The organism is Actinomadura latina NBRC 106108 (assembly GCF_001552195.1).
Classification (GTDB): domain Bacteria; phylum Actinomycetota; class Actinomycetes; order Streptosporangiales; family Streptosporangiaceae; genus Spirillospora; species Spirillospora latina.
The window spans coordinates 176,523-193,215 of record NZ_BCQS01000013.1 but is presented as its reverse complement, the minus strand read 5'-3'; the positions used below and the strand labels follow the sequence as shown (position 1 = coordinate 193,215).

At 74.6% G+C, this 16,693-nt stretch carries 13 protein-coding genes; 6 read left to right on the top strand and 7 right to left on the bottom strand.

The genetic code is table 11. The features are described 5' to 3' along the window. The first annotated feature begins 24 nt into the window (after nucleotides 1-24). From AL2_RS20195 to AL2_RS20185, 3 genes are read left to right on the top strand one after another with little or no spacing between them, the layout of a single operon-like run. Complete coding sequence (locus tag AL2_RS20195; RefSeq protein ID WP_245666762.1) at nucleotides 25-1,014, top strand: sugar ABC transporter substrate-binding protein; 990 nt, start codon at nucleotides 25-27, stop codon at nucleotides 1,012-1,014. After that, on the top strand, nucleotides 1,011-2,072 hold the full coding sequence (locus AL2_RS20190) for an ABC transporter permease (RefSeq protein WP_067635641.1): 1,062 nt from the start codon (nucleotides 1,011-1,013) through the stop codon (nucleotides 2,070-2,072). The genes AL2_RS20195 and AL2_RS20190 overlap by 4 nt, the downstream gene beginning before the upstream one ends. Continuing rightward, complete coding sequence (locus tag AL2_RS20185; protein ID WP_067635639.1) at nucleotides 2,069-2,890, top strand: ATP-binding cassette domain-containing protein; 822 nt, start codon at nucleotides 2,069-2,071, stop codon at nucleotides 2,888-2,890. Before AL2_RS20190 ends, AL2_RS20185 begins: the two co-directional genes overlap by 4 nt. On the opposite strand, the gene AL2_RS20180 is transcribed toward AL2_RS20185, so the two are convergent. Continuing rightward, on the bottom strand, nucleotides 2,887-4,014 hold the full coding sequence (locus AL2_RS20180) for a PucR family transcriptional regulator (RefSeq protein WP_067635637.1): 1,128 nt from the start codon (nucleotides 4,012-4,014) through the stop codon (nucleotides 2,887-2,889). The two genes, AL2_RS20185 and AL2_RS20180, sit on opposite strands and share 4 nt — an antisense overlap. Nucleotides 4,015-4,138: 124 nt before the next feature. On the opposite strand from AL2_RS20180, the gene AL2_RS20175 reads away from it, so the two are divergent. Genes AL2_RS20175 through AL2_RS20165 form a run of 3 tightly spaced genes read left to right on the top strand, consistent with a single transcriptional unit; the run spans nucleotide 4,139 to nucleotide 7,676 of the window. Then, nucleotides 4,139-5,482, top strand: coding sequence for a flavin-containing monooxygenase (locus tag AL2_RS20175; RefSeq protein ID WP_067635635.1), 1,344 nt, complete (start codon nucleotides 4,139-4,141; stop codon nucleotides 5,480-5,482). Continuing rightward, nucleotides 5,479-6,324, top strand: coding sequence for an SDR family NAD(P)-dependent oxidoreductase (locus AL2_RS20170; protein WP_067635633.1), 846 nt, complete (start codon nucleotides 5,479-5,481; stop codon nucleotides 6,322-6,324). Before AL2_RS20175 ends, AL2_RS20170 begins: the two co-directional genes overlap by 4 nt. Continuing rightward, nucleotides 6,321-7,676 (top strand): MFS transporter, encoded by a 1,356-nt coding sequence (locus AL2_RS20165; protein WP_067635631.1) that lies wholly within the window; start codon nucleotides 6,321-6,323, stop codon nucleotides 7,674-7,676. The genes AL2_RS20170 and AL2_RS20165 overlap by 4 nt, the downstream gene beginning before the upstream one ends. 7 nt (nucleotides 7,677-7,683) lie before the next feature. Here the strand turns inward: AL2_RS20165 and AL2_RS38605 are convergent, their stop codons facing one another. The 6 genes from AL2_RS38605 to AL2_RS20135 all read right to left on the bottom strand — a co-directional run bounded on the left by AL2_RS38605 (nucleotide 7,684) and on the right by AL2_RS20135 (nucleotide 16,664). Further along, on the bottom strand, nucleotides 7,684-9,384 hold the full coding sequence (locus AL2_RS38605; RefSeq protein WP_067635628.1) for a serine/threonine-protein kinase: 1,701 nt from the start codon (nucleotides 9,382-9,384) through the stop codon (nucleotides 7,684-7,686). Nucleotides 9,385-9,582: 198 nt separating this feature from the next. Continuing rightward, the gene (locus tag AL2_RS20155) at nucleotides 9,583-12,711 is read right to left on the bottom strand and encodes a coiled-coil domain-containing protein (RefSeq protein WP_067635626.1); all 3,129 of its coding nucleotides are present in this window, start codon (nucleotides 12,709-12,711) and stop codon (nucleotides 9,583-9,585) included. After that, nucleotides 12,708-13,352: a DprA-like winged helix domain-containing protein gene (locus AL2_RS20150; RefSeq protein ID WP_067635624.1), complete on the bottom strand. Its 645-nt coding sequence runs from the start codon at nucleotides 13,350-13,352 to the stop codon at nucleotides 12,708-12,710. Before AL2_RS20150 ends, AL2_RS20155 begins: the two co-directional genes overlap by 4 nt. Continuing rightward, nucleotides 13,349-13,912, bottom strand: coding sequence for a hypothetical protein (locus AL2_RS20145; RefSeq protein ID WP_245666760.1), 564 nt, complete (start codon nucleotides 13,910-13,912; stop codon nucleotides 13,349-13,351). Before AL2_RS20145 ends, AL2_RS20150 begins: the two co-directional genes overlap by 4 nt. Continuing rightward, on the bottom strand, nucleotides 13,909-15,120 hold the full coding sequence (locus tag AL2_RS20140; protein ID WP_067635622.1) for a hypothetical protein: 1,212 nt from the start codon (nucleotides 15,118-15,120) through the stop codon (nucleotides 13,909-13,911). Before AL2_RS20140 ends, AL2_RS20145 begins: the two co-directional genes overlap by 4 nt. Nucleotides 15,121-15,221: 101 nt before the next feature. Next, nucleotides 15,222-16,664 (bottom strand): aldehyde dehydrogenase, encoded by a 1,443-nt coding sequence (locus AL2_RS20135; protein ID WP_067635620.1) that lies wholly within the window; start codon nucleotides 16,662-16,664, stop codon nucleotides 15,222-15,224. Nucleotides 16,665-16,693: the final 29 nt, after the last annotated feature.

Sequence of the window (16,693 nt, the reverse complement as noted above, 5' to 3'; positions counted from 1 at the left end):
CAGGGGAGAAATGGAGAGCAGTCGATGAGAGGCGTTTTCATGCGCGGGTCGTCCAGGGGCCTCGCGGTGCTGGCCGCCGCGGGGCTGCTGGCGCTGAGCGCCTGCAGCAGCTCGGGCGGGAAGAAGTCCGAGGAGGCTCCCGAGGGCGCCGGCCCCCGGCTGAAGATCGCGATGGTGACCCACTCGGGCGCCGGCGACACGTTCTGGGACATCGTGCAGAAGGGCGCCAAGGCCGCCGCCGCCAAGGACAACGTCGAGTTCCTGTACTCGGCGGACCCGGACGGCGGCAAGCAGGCCCAGCTCGTCCAGGCCGCGATCGACAAGAAGGTCGACGGGATCATCGTCACGCTCGCCAAGCCGGACGCCATGAAGGACGTCCTGGCCCGGGCGACCGCCGCGAAGATCCCGGTCGTGTCGATCAACTCCGGCGCGGAGGACTCGGCGAAGCTCGGCGCGATGGCGCACTTCGGGCAGGACGAGTCCATCGCCGGCGAGGCGGCCGGCACCGAACTCGGGAAGATCGGCGCGAAGAAGGCGCTGTGCGTCGTCCACGAGCAGGGCAACGTCGGTCTTGAGGCCCGCTGCGCGGGCGCGAAGAAGACGTTCGGCGGCGACCTGGAGAACCTGTTCGTCCAGGGCACGAACATGCCGGACGTCAAGTCGTCCATCACGGCCAAGCTCCAGTCGGACAAGAGCATCGACGGGATCCTGACGCTCGGCGCCCCGTTCGCCGCGACCGCCGTCGACTCGGTGAAGGAGACCGGCAGCAAGGCCAAGATCGGCACGTTCGACCTGAACAAGGACCTCATCGCCTCGCTCAAGGCGGGCACGATCGAGTTCGCCGTCGACCAGCAGCCCTACCTGCAGGGCTACGAGGCGGTCGACCAGCTGTGGCTGCTGAAGAACAACGGCAACGTGCTCGGCGGCGGGCGCCCGGTGCTGACCGGCCCGGCGATCGTCACCAAGGCCAACGCGGGTGGGCTGGAGGCGTTCGCGAACCGGGGGACGCGATGACGCGAGCCGTGGCCGAGCCGCCCCCGCCGGCCGGTCCCGGCTCCGACGAGCGCCTGGCCCGGCAGTCGCCGCTGCGGCGGCTGCTGGGCCGCCCGGAGCTGGGCGCGCTGCTCGGCGCGGTCGCGCTGTTCGTGTTCTTCTCGATCGTCGCGAACGCGTTCCTGCGCGCCGGGTCGTTCTCGACCGTGCTGTACGCCAGTTCCACGTTCGGGATCATGGCGGTCGGCGTGTCGCTGCTGATGATCGGCGGCGAGTTCGACCTGTCCGCCGGGGTGATGGTCACGTCGTCGGCGCTGATCGCCGCGCTCACCGCCTACCAGTTCACGGTGAACGTGTGGGTGGGCGTGGCGGTCTCGCTCGTCCTGACGCTGGCGCTCGGCATGGTCAACGGCATCCTCTACGTCAAGACGAAGCTGCCGAGCTTCATCATCACGCTCGCCACGTTCTTCATGCTCGCCGGGCTCAACCTCGGCGTGACGAAGGCGCTCACCGGCAACGTCGCGAGCGACTCCGTCCGCGACATGGACGGCTTCGGCGCCGCCCGCGCCATCTTCGCGTCCGACGTCGACGTCCTCGGCGTCAACGTGAAGATCACGGTGTTCTGGTGGCTGCTGTTCACGGCGATCGCCACCTGGCTCCTGCTGCGCACCCGCGCCGGCAACTGGATCTTCGCGGCGGGCGGCTCCGCCGACAGCGCCCGCGCGGTCGGCGTCCCCGTCGCGCGCGTGAAGATCGGCCTGTTCATGGGCGTCGCGTTCTGCGCCTGGTTCTCCGGCATGCACCTGGTGTTCGCGTTCGCGACCATCCAGTCGGGCGAGGGCGTCGGCAACGAGTTCCTGTACATCATCTGCGCGGTCATCGGCGGCTGCCTGCTGACCGGCGGCTACGGGTCGGCGATCGGCGCGGCGATCGGCGCGTTCATCTTCGGCATGACGAACAAGGGCATCGTGTACGCGGAGTGGAACCCCGACTGGTTCCGGTTCTTCCTCGGCGCGATGCTGCTGATCGCGACCGTGGTGAACCTGATCGTGCGGCGCAGAGTGGAGCGGTCGTCATGACGGACGCCAAGCCGGACGCCAAGCCGGATGCAGGCCGCGCGCCGCTGATCAAGCTGACCGGCGTCGGCAAGAACTACGGCGCCATCATCGCCCTGCGGGACGTGGACCTGGAGGCGTCCGCCGGCGAGGTCACGTGCGTGCTGGGCGACAACGGGGCGGGCAAGTCCACCCTCATCAAGGTGGTCGCGGGCCTGCACCGGCACGACACCGGCACGTACGAGGTCAACGGCGAGGAGGTCGCCTTCGACTCGCCCCGCGAGGCGCTCGACCGGGGCATCGCGACCGTCTACCAGGACCTCGCGGTCGTCCCGCTGATGCCGGTCTGGCGGAACTTCTTCCTCGGCTCGGAGAAGCGCAAGGGCTTCGGCCGCATGGACATCGACTTCATGCGGAAGACCACCCAGGGCGAGATGGCCGCGATGGGCATCGACCTGCGGGACGTCGACCAGCCCATCGGGACGCTCTCGGGCGGCGAGCGCCAGTGCGTGGCGATCGCCCGCGCCGTCTACTTCGGCGCCAAGGCCCTCGTCCTGGACGAGCCCACGGCCGCCCTCGGCGTGAAGCAGGCCGGGGTGGTGCTGCGCTACGTCGTCCAGGCGCGGGAGCGGGGCCTCGCGGTCGTCTTCATCACCCACAACCCGCACCACGCCTACCCGGTCGGCGACCGCTTCCTCATCCTCAACCGGGGCCAGAGCATCGGCTACCGCACCAAGGACGAGATCACCCGGGAGGAGCTGACCGGCCTCATGGCGGGCGGCAGCGAGCTGGAGGAACTCGCCCACGAACTGGACGCCGCGGCGACCCCGTCCGACGGCTAGGAGGGTTCGAGCCAGGCGCGGCAGAGCCACCAGGCGTTGACGCCGCCGAACGTGTCGGACGCGTCGATGCCGGTGACCTCGGCGCACCGCTGGACCCTGTTCCGCACCGTGTTGGGGTGCACGAACAGGCGTCCGGCGGCCGCGGTGACGTCGCGCCCCTCCTCCAGCCAGGCGCACACCGCGCGGGCGACCGGCCCGGTGTTCGCGCCGAGCTCCGCGCGGGCCCGCCGGTGCCGGTCGAGCAGGATCGAGGTGAGGTCGGTGCGGTCGGCCGCCGCCGCGACGACGGCCACCTCGGCGACGTGCACCACGCCGGTCCGCCCGGTCGCCTCGGCGGCGGCCAGCGCGGACACGGCGAGCCGGCGCGCGGCGGCCAGGTTCTCCGCCTCGGCCGGCCCCGCGAGCCCCGCCGCCGCGCCGCCGGGCGACACCGGACGGCGGGCCGTCACCGCGAACAGCAGGCCGTCCAGCAGCGCGGACAGCGCCGGCGGCCGGGCGGGCGGCGGGCGCTCCCGGTCGGCGCCGGACGGGCGGGCGGCCAGCACCCACAGCGCGCCGCCCGCCGGGAGGCCCGCCTCGGCGGCGGCGAGCGCGGCGGCCGAGCCGCCGTCGAGCAGGCGCCGCAGGAGCGCCGCGTCCCGTTCCCCCCGTCCCGGCCCGGCTCCCGCCCGCGCCTCCCGGTGCGCCTCGCGGTGCGCCTGGATCAGCCGGGTCCGGACGGCCTCGGCCCAGTCGTCGTACAGCTCCCGCGCGTCCAGCAGCAGCCCGGCCCCGATGCCCTCGGCCGCGGCGACCTCCCGGGCCCGCGACCAGATCGCGCGCTCGGCGACATGGATGGCGCTCAGCACCGCCTCGACGGGCACGCCCTGCCGGGCGCGGGTCACGCCGAGTTCCGCGACGAACGCCAGCTCTCCCTCGGTCGGCCCGCGCCGCGCCGCGATCGCGCGGGTCGCCGCGGCGAGCAGCGCGCGGGTGTGCCCGGCGATGTCGGCGGGCGGCAGGACGGAGACCTCCCGCACCAGCGAGGTCACCCCGGCGACCACGGACGGCAGCAGGTCCTCCTCGCCGGAGATCCGCTCGATGAGGTCCATCACCGGCGTCCAGTCGGTGTCGCTCTGGTCCATGGCTCCGATTGTGGTGCGCCACACCCTCGGCCGCCAAACGCGTGCCGTCCTCCATGTTCGCGGCCGGTGGCCGTCTTTAGTGTTGGAGTCCACCACAAGCCGACGCCGTCTCCGGGAGCGCCTCATGACCTCTGCCCGCCGAGTCGCCGTGATCGGCGCCGGACCGGCCGGTCTCGCCGCCGGCAAGGCCCTGCGCGACGCGGGCGTGGAGGTCGTGCTCTACGAGCGGGGCGACCGTCCCGGCGGGCTGTGGGCGCGGGGGAGCGGCCTGTCGCCGGCCTACGCGTCCCTGCACCTCAACACCAGCAGGGGCCGCACCGAGTTCGCCGACTTCCCGATGCCCCGGCACTGGCCCGACTACCCGTCCGCCGACATGATCGGCGGTTACCTGGCCGACTACGCGGAGCGCTTCGGCCTCGTCCCGCACATCCGCTTCGACAGCCCTGTCGCGTCGGTGGACCGGGCCGGTGCGTGGGCGGTGGCCACCGAGTCCGGCGACGTCGGACGGTATGACGCCGTCGTGGTCGCCAACGGCCACAACTGGGACCCCCGATGGCCCGACCCCGCGCCGCCCGGCGAGTTCGCCGGCGCGCAGATGCATGCGCACGGCTACCGCGACGCCGAGGTGTTCCGCGGCAAGCGCGTCCTCGTCGTCGGCATGGGAAACTCGGCCATGGACATCGCCGTGGACGCCTCCCACGTCGCGCGCGGCCCGGTGCTGCTGTCGGCGCGGCGCGGCGTCCACATCGTCCCGAAGTACCTGTTCGGGCGGCCGGCCGACGCGACCGGCGGCGCCCTCGCCGCGCTGCCGTGGCGGATCAGGCAGCGCGTCGCCGAGACGATGCTGCGGCTCGCCGTCGGCCGCCCGCAGGACTACGGCCTGCCTGCGCCGGCGGGCGGCCTGTTCCAGAACCACCCCACGATCAGCGACACGATCCTGCACCGCCTGACCCACGGTGAGGTCGCGGCGCGGCCCGGCATCGAACGCTTCGACGGGGACAGGGTCGTGTTCACCGGCGGCACCGCCGACCCCGTCGACCTCGTCGTCTGGGCGACCGGCTACCGGGTGAGCATCCCGTTCCTGCCGCGCGCCCTCGTGGGCGGCGACCCCGAGCGGCTCCCGCTCTACAAGCGCGTCTTCCACCTGGACGACCCGAGCCTCGCCTTCGTCGGGCTGATGCAGTCGACGGGCGCGGCGCTGCCGATCGTGGAGGCGCAGGCCAAGCTGGCGGCGGCCTACTTCTCCGGTGCCTATGCCCTGCCGTCCCCGGCGGAGCAGCGGCGGGCCGTCGCCCGCGCCCTGCGCGCCGCGACCGCGCGGTGGGGCGACCGGCGCCCCATGATGCGCGTCGACTTCGACCAGTACGTGGCCGAGCTGCCCCGCGAGGCGAAGGCGGGCCGCGCCCGGCTCGCGCGGGGCGCCGCCCGGCCGTTCACCCCGACGCACCGCGAGGAGACCCCCGCATGAGCACATCCCGTCCGGCCGGCGGCCGGGACCCGCGCGGCATGCGGGTCATCGTCACCGGCGCGTCCGGCACGTTCGGCCGCGCGATCGGCGCCCGGCTGACCGGCCTCGGCGCCAGCGTCATCGGCCTCGACGTCGCGCCCCGCCCGGACGACCCGATCGAGGTCATCGCGTGCGACATCACCGGCGACGACGCCGTCCCCGCCGCCGTCGCGGCGGCGGTCGAGCGGCTCGGCGGCCTCGACCTGCTGATCAACAACGCCGGGATCGGCGGCCCCGCCCCGGCCGAGCTCCCGCCCGGCGAGGAGGTGCGCCGCCAGCTCGACATCAACCTGCTCGGCGCCTGGCGGGTGACGTCGGTGTGCGTGGACGCCCTGGTCGAGTCGCGGGGACGGGTCATCATGCTGTCGTCCCGCATGGCCGTCATGCAGCTCCCCCTGGCCGCCGCCTACGGTGCGTCCAAGCGGGCACTCGTCGCGTATGCCGACGCCCTCCGCATGGAGATCGGCACCCACGTCGGCGTGACGTGCGTGTACCCGTCGGCGGTGCGGAGCCCGATCCACGACTCGACCGCTGCGGCGGGCCTCTCCCTTGAGGGCGTGAGCGTCTACGAGCCGCTGGACGGCGTCGTGGACGCGGTGCTGTCGGCCGCGCTGTCCCGCCGTCCCCGCCGGGACGTGACGACGACCCGGCGCGGCGCCGTCGAGTTCTTCCTCGCCCGGCACCTGCCCGCGCTGACCGACCGGATCGTCGCCCGCACGTTCTCCGAACGGGTCCGCTCGGGCGCGTTCGAGGGCGCCGAACTGGCCGCCCGCGTCGTGCGCCGGCACGCGGGCCGCTCGTGAGCACCGCCGAGTCGACGCGGCCCGGCACCGAGGCCCGGCCCCGCGCCTTCGACCTCACCGGGTACGCCGCCGGTTCGCTCGGGATGGGCGTGTGGGTCACCGTCCCGGGCCTCCTGCTCCTGTACTTCATGACGCACACGCTCGGCGTGTCGCCCGTCCTGGCCGGGCTCACGCTGCTGCTGCCGAAGATCATCGACGCGGTCGCGCATCCGCTGTTCGGGACGCTGTCGGACCGGCAGGCGCGCCGCGCCGGGCACCGCCGCGGCATGCTGCGCTGGGGCCTGCTGCTGGCGCTCGCCTGGATCGGCCTGTTCTCGGTGCCGTCCGGCGTCTCCGGCTGGTCGGCGGCGCTGTGGGTCGGCGGCTTCTACATCGCCGGGAACGTCCTGTACGCGTGCTTCCAGGTGCCGTACCTGACGACGCCGTCCGATCTGCGGATCGGCTACCACGAGCGCACCCGCGTGTTCATGTACCGGATGCTGCTGCTCACCGTGGGGCTGCTCGGCGCGGGGGTCGCGGCCCCGGCGCTGGTGTCGTCGGGGGAGCGCGGCGCCTACGCGCGGATGGCGGTCCTGCTCGCCGGCGCGCTCGTCGTCACCGGCGTGGTCGCCGTGGTCTTCGTCCGGCGGCTCACCGACCGGTGCGGTTTCCGGATCCCGGACGGGCACGGCCACTCCGCCCTCGCCGACGTCCGGATCGCGTGGCGGGACCGCGAGTTCCGGACGCTGGTGCTGTCCTACCTGTTCACGAGCGTCACGGTGCACCTGTTCCTCGCCGCGGTGCCCTTCTACACCGAGTACATGCTGGACGACGAGGGCTTCACGGCGGTGCTCATGGGCGCCTTCCTCGTGCCCGCCGCGATCGCCGGGCCGATCTGGAGCAAGGTGTCGCAGCGGACCGGCAAGCAGCGCGCTCTGCTGCTGTGCCAGGGCGCGTTCGTCCTCGGCCCGCTCGCCCTGTGGCCCGGCGACGCGATGGGCCTGCCCGCGACCGTCGCGGTGATCGCCGTGCTGGGCGCCGCCTTCGCCGGCCTCCAGCTCTTCTCGTTCTCCCTCGTCCCGGACGTGGTCGCCGCCGCCGAGTCGCGCGGCACGGCCCGCGCCGGCGCCTACACCGGAGTGTGGACGGCGACCGACGCGACCGGCACGGCCATCGGCCCGTACGTGTACTCCGCCGCCCTCGCCATCGGCGGCTTCGTCTCCACCACCGACGGCCACGCCATCGCCCAGTCGGACTCGGCGGTGCTGGCGATCCTCATCGGCGTCACCGTCGTCCCGGCCGCGCTGATGGCGGTGGCCGTGGCCTTCCAGACCCGCTTCTCCCTCGACCGCGCGCACGCGTCGGCCGGGTAGCCGTCCATCAGGTCCACGCCGCCTTCGCGAGGATCTTGTCGAGGCCCGGCGTGTTCCACTCGTCCAGGATGAGGAGCCTGGGGTTCGCCAGGTACCAGTACCGCTGGACATAGCCGGCGCCGGCGGGCTGGAACTGCCTGGGGCCGGTCATGAAGACGCAGCTCAAGCGCCATTCGCGGTACTGCGCCCGCCGCGTCCCGACCGCGGCGGTGGCGGTGCGGGCGGGCTTCTCCCGGTCGGCTTGGACGCCGATGCCGTTGAGGTCGCCCCGGCGCGGGCAGGCGCGGAACGCCTCGGTCTCCGCCCCCCAGGGGCCGGTGGTGGCGAAGCCGGACCAGCCGGTCGTCCCGTCATTGCGCCACGGCTCGCCGATCACCAGGAACCCGGGGCAGTTGTTCCGGTAGACCTTGGCGTCGCGCCCCTCGGGCGGGGTCGCACTCAGCGTCTGCGGGGAGCACGCGCCGGGCGTGCCGACCCAGTAGTCGCCCTGGGGATCGCCGGGCAGGTCCTTCAGTTCGGTGCGCCGCCACGCCGCCGGCACCGTGAGCGTCAGCCCGCCGAACGACATCCGCTGCCCGGACGGCGACGGAGCGGCCTCGACGGCGGCGTGGTCGGGGCGGGTCGCGGTGTAGACGCCGACGCCGGCCGCGGCGGTGCCGGCGACGGCGGCGCCCGCGATCGCCAGGCCCGCCTTGCCGCCGACCGCGGACAGCACCCCGCCCGAGCCCGCCCCCGCGCCGCCCGAGCCCGCGGCGCCGCCGGCCCCCGCCGCGCCCGCGCCCGCCGCACCGGCCCCGGCGCCGCCCGCCGCGCCCGCGGCGCCCGCTCCGGCGGGGACCAGGCCGGCGGCGGCCAGCGGGAACAGCGCCGCGAACGCGGCCGCCGCGACGGCCAGGGCGCGCACGGCGCGCTGCTCCCAGTCGGGGCCGTACGCCTGGACGGCGACGCGGTCGAGCTCGCCGACGAAGTGCGCCGCGCTCGGCGGGCGGTATGCGGCTTCCTTGGACATCCCCTGGAGGACGAGCGCGCGCAGCGGCTCCGGGACGTTCTCCGCCGGGATCGGCGCGGTGGCGTGCAACCCCATCAGCGCGAGCTGATCCTCCGCGCGGTAGGGCCGCTCACCGGTGACGCACTCGTAGAAGACGCAGGTCGCGGCGTAGACGTCGGTGGCCGGTGTGGCGGGCTCGCCGCGCCACTGCTCGGGCGCCATGTAGACGGGCGTGCCCGATCTGCCGCCCTCGCCGGTCCAGACGGCGATGCCGAAGTCGACGAGCTTGCTGAGGCCGTCCGCGCGGACCACGACGTTGGCGGGCTTGTAGTCGCGGTGGACGACCCCGGCGGCGTGCGCGGCGGCCAGTCCGCGCAGTGATCCCTTCAGCACCAGCAGCGCCGCCTCGGGGCCGAGGGCGCCGTGCTCGGCCAGGACCGTCTTCAGCGAGACTCCCTCGACCGCCTCCATGATCAGCGCCGCGCCGTCCTCGTGCTCCACCAGCCGGTAGAGCCGCGCGACGTGCGGGTCGTCGACCCGGCCGAGCATCCGGGCCTCGTTGCGGAAGGCGTCCTTGGCCCCGGGATCGGCGCCGGCGGGCAGATACTTGATCGCGACGGGGGTGCCGGACCCGGCGTGCCGGGCCAGCGCCACCCGTCCCTGCGCCCCGCGGCCGAGCTCGCGCACCTCGTCGAACTCCGATACCCGCCACTGCGTCACCGGCCACCCCTCGGTCTCGTCCTGAACGATCCAGCAATGTGACGCGCGGGATGCGACAGGGGCTCGATCTCGGCGAGCAGATCATCGGCGCGCATGACGCGCATCGTGCCGCATCACCCGCCCTGATTCATCCGCTTTTATCCCACCCGGCTGCTGAGACGGGACGCCCTGACGCCCGGCACGTCCGGTTCCGGCCGTTCAATCGGGATCTCCGGATCGCTCCGGGTCGGGGCGGGCGGCGGTCATCTGGTCCGCCAGCATGCGGACGCGGGGCTCGTGGTCGTCGTAGCCGATGACGACCGGGGGCTCGTTGTACGGCATGGTGTCGGACGAGCGGCGCAGCTTCACGTACTGGCCGCAGGCGTCGATCGCGTACGGCTCCATGTCGTCCTGCAGGGCGCCGATGACCGTGATGCCGTGCGTCTCGCCGATCTTGCGGAAGAGCGCGACGGCCTCCTTGCGGTGCTCCTTGCCGAGGTTGCGGCCCAGCTCGTCCAGGACGAGGACGAGCCGGCTGCCGGCCCCCTGGCCCGCCCCCGCCTTCCCGCCGCCGGTGCTGGCGAGCGCGGCCGCGCAGACGAGCTTGACGGCCTTCTCGTCCATCAGCGCGGTGTTGGCGCGCCGGTTGTAGGGGACGTACCGCTGCCCGTCCGAGCGGCGCCACTTCGGCGTGACCCGCCAGCGCCACTCCTGCTCCGGGTCGCCCGGCTGCTCGGGCGTCGGGAATTCGAGGGTCGCGCCGTAGCCGCCGTACGCCACGTCCAGCTTCTCGAACTCCTCCGCGACCCGCTGCAGGCGGGCGCGGATCGCGGCGGTCAGCGCGGTCCGGTGCGCCTCGGCGGCGCCCGCCGCCTCGGTCGCGCCCTTCTGCGCCTTCTCCAGGTCGGCGCGGCGCCCCGACAGCTGCACCTCGATCTGCCGCCGCTGGTGCTTCTCGTAGTCCTCCTGCCTGCGCAGATGCCCTTCGAGGGCCTGCGCGAGGCGGGCGAACGTGGACTGCTCGCGGTCGCTGCGGCGGCCCTCGCCCCCGGCGCGCTCGCGCAGCAGGAACCGGACCTCCTCCGGCATGTCCTCGTCGGACGGGCCGTCGGGGAAGACGCGGCGCAGCGCCTCCGACAGGTGCTTCTCGGCGGTGTGCCACCACTCGGCGGGCGTCCAGGTGGCCTCGTCGTCGTTCAGCCCGGACAGCCACTCGGCGGCGCCCTCGCGGGAGCCGCCCCAGTCCTTCTCCAGGTCGTCCAGGCCGAGCGCGGCCCGCTTGCCGGCCAGCTCCGACGACGCCCGGCGGATCCTGTCGCGCTCCTTCTCGTGCGCGTCCCTGCGGCCGCGCAGCCGGTCGATCTCCAGCGCGCGGGTGTCGGCCTTCGCCTGGAGCCGCCGCAGAGCCTGCTCCGCCGACCCGAGCCGCGGGCCGAGGCGGGACTCGCCGCCCGCCAGCTCCGCCAGTCCCTCGCGCAGCTCCGCCATGCGCTCGCGGACCTCGTCCAGCTCCTCCGCCGCGCGGGCGCCGCCGAGCCTGCGCCCGGCGAGGGCCACGTCGGCGGCGGCGTCGGACGTCGCCTGCCGCGCGTCGCCGAGTGCCTCCCGCGCGGCCTCCAGCGCGGTGCGGGCCGCCTGGACGCGGGCGACGCGTCCGGTGACGGGCTCCGCGAAGCCGCCGACGACGACCGTGCCGGTGCCGTCCCCGATGCCGGTGCCGATGCCGTCGCCGTCGAGGGCGGCGAAGAACCGCCCGAGCGCGAGATCGCAGCGCACCCCCTCCGGCAGGCCGTCCCCGCCCGCCGGGACGATCATGGAACCGGGCATGCCGGTGAGGGCCCCGACGGCTTCGCCGAGGTCGTCCGCCGCGACGACGACGGCCTCCCGGTAGGGCCAGAGGGCGGCCTCCCAGCGCTCCCGGACGTCCTCGGCCAGCTCCACCGCGTCCAGCAGGCCCACCGCCGCGATGCCCTGGGCGGACAGCGCGCGGATCTGCTCCGGTGCGCTGCCCTCGCCCGCCTCGGCCTCCGCCAGGGACCGCTCCGCGCGCGCGACGGCGCCCTTGGCCATCCCGTACTCCTGCTGCGCCTCGTCGCGGCGCGCCTCGGCCTCCTTCAGCTCGGCTCGGGCGGTGGTCCCGTCGCGCCCGTCGGACTCACGCCCCCGCTCCTCCAGCGCCGACATCCGCCGGCGCAGCTCGTCCAGGCGGTTGCGGGCGACGGCCTTGTCGGCGCCGAGCTTGCCGGCCTGCCCCTTCAGCTCCGCGAGCGCGGCCTGCGCCTCCCGCAGCCGCTCGTCCAGCGCACCGCCGGTGAGCTGCTCGATCTCCCGCTCCGCCGCCTTCGCCGCCTGCGCCAGCTCGTCGCTCTCCCGGCGCAGCCGCTCCTGCTCGGCGGCGTGCGCGGCGTCGGCCTCCGCCGCGTCCACCAGCAGGCGGGCCTGCCACGTCCGCCAGTGCCGCAGCGCCGCCGCCACCTCGTCCCGTGCGCGGTCGTGCCGGTCGAACGTCGCCAGCAGGCCCGCCGCCTCCCGCTCCCACCCGGCGAGCCGCTCGGTCGCCTCCGCCGCCTTGGCGCGCTCCCGGTGCTCCTCGGCGCGGGACGTGCGCTCCGCCTCCAGCTCCCGGTCGAGGCCGGTCAGCGCCGCGATCGCGCTGAAGATGCGCTCGGGGCCGATCTCGTTCAGCGGCTGCGACAGCAGGTTCGTCGCGACCTTCGACCGCACCGACGTGGACAGGAACGACACGCACCTGACCCGCCCCCCGTACAGGACGCGGCCCAGGTCCTTCGCGACGAGATCCCGGCGCCCCGCGCTGCGGGGGAGGCTCGCCCACAGCCGGTCGGCGAGCGCCACCCGGTCGGCCTCGGACGGCGCCGACGCCAGGTACACGCCCTGCCGCCACCGGATCTCCAGGTGCGGCGCGTCCACGTTCACCCGCAGCCACACGGTGAGGGCCGTGCTCTCCCCCTCGGGGCCGCCCCCCACCGGCTCCGCGTGGTCGAAGACGCCGACGATGTACCCGTGGCCGGCGCTCGCCCACTGGCTGTCGCCCTGCGCCGCCAGCTCCGCGTTGAACAGCAGCTCCGCGACCGCCCGCGCACCCGACGCGAACCGCCACTGCTCGTCCCCGAGCAGCGCCGTGATCGCCGCGATGAACGACGACTTGCCCGCGCCGTTGGAGTCCTTCGGACCCTGCCCGGCCACCACGATCAGCGTCCCGGGGACGGTCGGCACCGGATGCGTCGACAGCCGCGAGATGTTCACCGCCTGCACGGCCACGAGCGTCCGGTCGCCGACGACGTTCTCGGTGTCGCGCGCGGTCAGCATCGGTTCGGTGACGGCCGTCATGTGCTCTCCCCCCGTCCCCTCCGCCTGGCCCGGATCGCCGCGGCGAGCGGCGAGTCCGGTCCGGCGGACAGGATCAGCTCCTCCTGCAGCCGCCTGCGCGCGGCGTCGGTCAGCCGGTGGAACTGCGGCCCCGGCACGAACCCTCCGGCGTCGTCCGGGCCCGCCTTCACCTGCGAGACCAGCCCCGCCAGCCGCAGCCGCCGCAGCGACGCCTCCAGCTCCCCGACCGGCAACTGCGTGCGGCGGCGCAGCTCGTCCACCGGCGTCGGGTGCGGCGACACCCACGTGTCGTCTTCGAGCAGCCCCGCGGCCCTGGGGATCGCCACCGAATGAACGAGCACCAGCGTCAGCACGGCCCGCTCCCGCACGGGCGGCACGCACGCGGGGTCGGCGGCCAGCTCGCTCGCGACGTCGTCCCGGTAACCGGAGATCCAGCGCGTCTGCTGCGACCGGACGAGCGTCCGCCCGCTGAGCGCGAGCATCTCCTCGACCGTCCTGCGCAGCGCGGGCTCCCGCAACGCCGCGAACCGCACCTCCGGCACCGGCTCCGCCGCATGCTCGACGGCCATGTAGGCCGCCACCAGCTCGGCCCGCCGCCGCTCGTCGTAGGACCGCAGCAACGGCTCGAACAGCTCGCTCACCCCGCGCCCTCCCCACCGGGCCGGGGAAGGCGGTGGAGGAGGTCGCGGAGGGACGCCAGCGAAGCCTCCGGCCACAGGGCCACGCGGGGGCCGGGGCGGACGGCGCCGGCGGCCTCGTCCAGGAGCAGCCAGCCGGTGTCGCGCAGGCGGCGCAGTTCTCCGGTGGCCCAGCGGCGGGCCAGGCCGGTGTCGCCGCGCGACATGTTCGCGTAGACCTCCAGGACGTCCGCGACCGTGGCGGGGACGCCCGGCCAGGGGGCGTCGTCCAGGCGCGTCCAGCAGCAGCGCAGCGCGGCGGCGAGGACGCGGCGGGCCTGGCCCGCGCGGTCCAGCGGCATGGGGGCGGTCTCGTACTCCTCCAGCAGCGCGGGCGTCGCCCCGTCCGGCCACGCGGGGAGCAGCCACACCCGGTCGCCGTCCGTCGCGGCGACCGTGCCCGGCGGGACGGGGCCGGAAGCCGGCAGCGACGGCCCGCCCAGCAGCCGGGCGCGGGCGCGGGCCAGCACGCGCGGGTCCACACCCCGGTGCCCGGCGGCGGCCCCCTGCGGGTCGGCGGTCACGGGCCCGTCCTCTCGAACCAGCCCGGGGTCACCCACGTCGGGGAGCCCTCGGGGCGCACGTCCAGGCCGTCCGACCAGACCAGCCGGTAGGGGAGTTCGGGATGCAGATGCACCGAGGAGAGGTCGGCGAGCACGCGGCGGGCCGCCGCCCAGTCCGGCGCGAGGACGTCCTCGACCGCGGCCCGGTCCCGCCCCCGGAGGACCTGCTCGGCGATGTCGCGGAGCCGTTCCTTCGCCGCCGTGTCCGACCCGGTGTCGCCGGAAAGGCCCGAGTCGGGCACCGAGGGGCGGGGCGGCGCGGGGCGGGGCGGTGTGGCGCGCGGGCCGTCCTCCACGGCCGTCACCACCGCCGACGGCTCGTGCCACGGGGCCGCCGCGTCGAACACGAACCCGTCCAGGACGGCCGCGAGGTCCTCGCGGGACGCGGTACGCGTGAACGTGCGCCACGTCTCGGGCGGCAGCAGCGTCAGGTTCCGGGTCGTGCCCGCCGAGTCCGACAGGCGGGCGGCGGCGCGGCGGGACGCGTCACCGTAGGCGTAGATCGCGGCGCGCAGGTCGGTGCAGGTCCGGTCGAGCTGCGGCCACCGCCGCAGGATCGCGCCGTGCAGCCGCTCGGCGCGCAGCAGGATCTCCTCCGTCCCCCACAGCTTCGGCGCCTGCTCCCGCAGCTCCTCGATCGTCCCGTTCGTCAGCGTGACCAGCTCGACGCTCCAGAGCCGGAACGCGCGCGCGAGCCCGTCCGCGCCGTCCCGCGCCTGCTCCGGCGTCATGCGCGGGTCGGCCGCGTTGAGCTGCTCCAGCGCCAGCAGCCGGTGCATCTCGCTCTGGCCGCCGTCCAGCATCATCCGGCGGACGAACATCAGCCCGACGACACTGGTGAACGACGCCCGGTACCGCAGCTGGTTCGGCTTCGGGAACACCTCCCGGACCGCGCCGAGCCCCTTCAGCACCCGCAGCCGGTTCTCGAACACCTCAGGCGGGTAGCGCCGGCACACGTACCGCATCTGCTCGCGGCTCAGCCCGTCCTCGCCCGCGTCGGCGAACGCCGCGAGCAGCGTCTCGGCGACGTCCACCAGTTCCGGATCGTCGACTACGGCGCCGCTGTCGCGCGCCAGCGCCGCGAACATCTGCCGGTAGACGCCCAGCACCGCCTCGCCGACCAGGACATCGTCCAGGCTGGCGGCGGCGTTCTCGGAGCTGGGGGACACGGCGCACTACGGTACGACCCCCGCGCCCCCAACGCAGAATCGAGGCGCCCCCGCCGTGGCCGGCCCGCGCATCCGCGCGGTGCGGATGCGCGGGACCCGGCTCAGGCGGACGGGGCGGGGTGGGGGATGGACTTGTGCTCCAGGTAGGCGCGCATCCCCTCGGGGCCCAGCTCGCGGCCCATGCCGCTGTTCTTGTACCCGCCGAACGGGGTGTTCGGGTCGAGGGTGTACATGTTGACGCCGCAGCTGCCGGTGCGGATGCGGCGGGCGACGTCGACGCCGTGGTCGACGTCGGACGTCCAGACCGAGCCGCCGAGGCCGTAGTCGCTGTCGTTGGCGATCTTGACGGCGTCGGCCTCGTCCTCGTAGGGGATGAGGACGAGCACCGGGCCGAAGATCTCCTCGCGGGCGATGCGCATGTCGTTGCCGACGCCGCCGAACACGGTCGGGGCCACGTACCAGCCGCGGTCGTGCGGCCGGTCGAGGCCGCCGGTGATCAGCTTGGCGCCCTCGTCCTGGCCGATGCGGATGTAGTTCTCCACGCGCTCCTGCTGCCGCTTGGCGACGAGCGGGCCGATCTCGGTGGCGTAGTCGGCGGGGTCGCCCACGTTGAGGCCGCCGACCATGGCGGCGAGGGCGTCGGCGACCTCGTCGTAGCGGCGGCGGGACGCGAGGATGCGGGTCTGCGCGGCGCACGCCTCGCCGTTGTTCATCAGCGACGCCAGCTTGAAGCCCTCGATGGTGGACGCCAGGTCCGCGTCGTCCAGGATGATCGCGGCCGACTTGCCGCCGAGCTCCAGGGTGACGCGCTTCAGCTGCTCGCCGCAGACCGCGCCGATCTTGCGTCCGGCGGCGGTGGAGCCGGTGAACGACACCTTGTCGACGTCGGGGTGCGCGACGAGGTAGGCGCCGACCTCGCGCCCGGCCGGGACGAAGTTGACGACCCCTTCGGGGATGCCGGCCTCGCGGATCCACTCGGCGAGCAGGAAGGTGTCGAGGGGCGTCTCGGGGGACGGCTTCGCCACCACCGTGCAGCCGGCGATGAGCGCGGGCGCGAGCTTCAGCATCAGCGTGAACTGCGGGACGTTCCACGGGACGATCGCCGCGACGACGCCGACCGGCTCCTGGGTGACCGTGACCGGCCCCAGCATGCCCTGCCGCTCCTCCTCCCACGTGTAGGTGGCGGCGAGGTCCACGTAGTACTGCAGGACCATCTGCGGGATGGCGGCCTGCCCGAACACCGAGAACATGATGGGCGAGCCCATCTCGGCGGTGCAGAGGTCGGCCATCTCCTGCTGCCGCTCCGCGTAGATCGCCGAGAGGCGCCCGACGATCTCGGCGCGCTCGGCGGGCGTCATCCGGGGCCAGGGGCCCTCGTCGAACGCGCGCCGCGCCGCTGCCACCGCCGCGTCGATGTCGCCCTCGGTGCCCTCCGGCACCCGCCCGATGACCTCCTCGGTGTGCGGGGAGATGACGTCGATCGTGCCGGTGCCGGCCGGGGCGGCCCACTCGCCGCCGATGAACAGCCGATCGTGCTCGCGCATGGTGCTGTGCCTCCCTGCCCGACGGGGCG

Excerpts from the sequence above, each read along its gene's own strand:
- AL2_RS20155 (WP_067635626.1), bottom strand. The coding sequence starts at position 12,711 with ATGACGGCCGTCACCGAACCGATGCTGACCGCGCGCGACACCGAGAAC.
- AL2_RS20180 (WP_067635637.1), bottom strand. The coding sequence starts at position 4,014 with ATGGACCAGAGCGACACCGACTGGACGCCGGTGATGGACCTCATCGAG.
- AL2_RS20170 (WP_067635633.1), top strand. The coding sequence starts at position 5,479 with ATGAGCACATCCCGTCCGGCCGGCGGCCGGGACCCGCGCGGCATGCGG.
- AL2_RS20190 (WP_067635641.1), top strand. The coding sequence starts at position 1,011 with ATGACGCGAGCCGTGGCCGAGCCGCCCCCGCCGGCCGGTCCCGGCTCC.
- AL2_RS20185 (WP_067635639.1), top strand. The coding sequence starts at position 2,069 with ATGACGGACGCCAAGCCGGACGCCAAGCCGGATGCAGGCCGCGCGCCG.
- AL2_RS20175 (WP_067635635.1), top strand. The coding sequence starts at position 4,139 with ATGACCTCTGCCCGCCGAGTCGCCGTGATCGGCGCCGGACCGGCCGGT.
- AL2_RS20195 (WP_245666762.1), top strand. The coding sequence starts at position 25 with ATGAGAGGCGTTTTCATGCGCGGGTCGTCCAGGGGCCTCGCGGTGCTG.
- AL2_RS20135 (WP_067635620.1), bottom strand. The coding sequence starts at position 16,664 with ATGCGCGAGCACGATCGGCTGTTCATCGGCGGCGAGTGGGCCGCCCCG.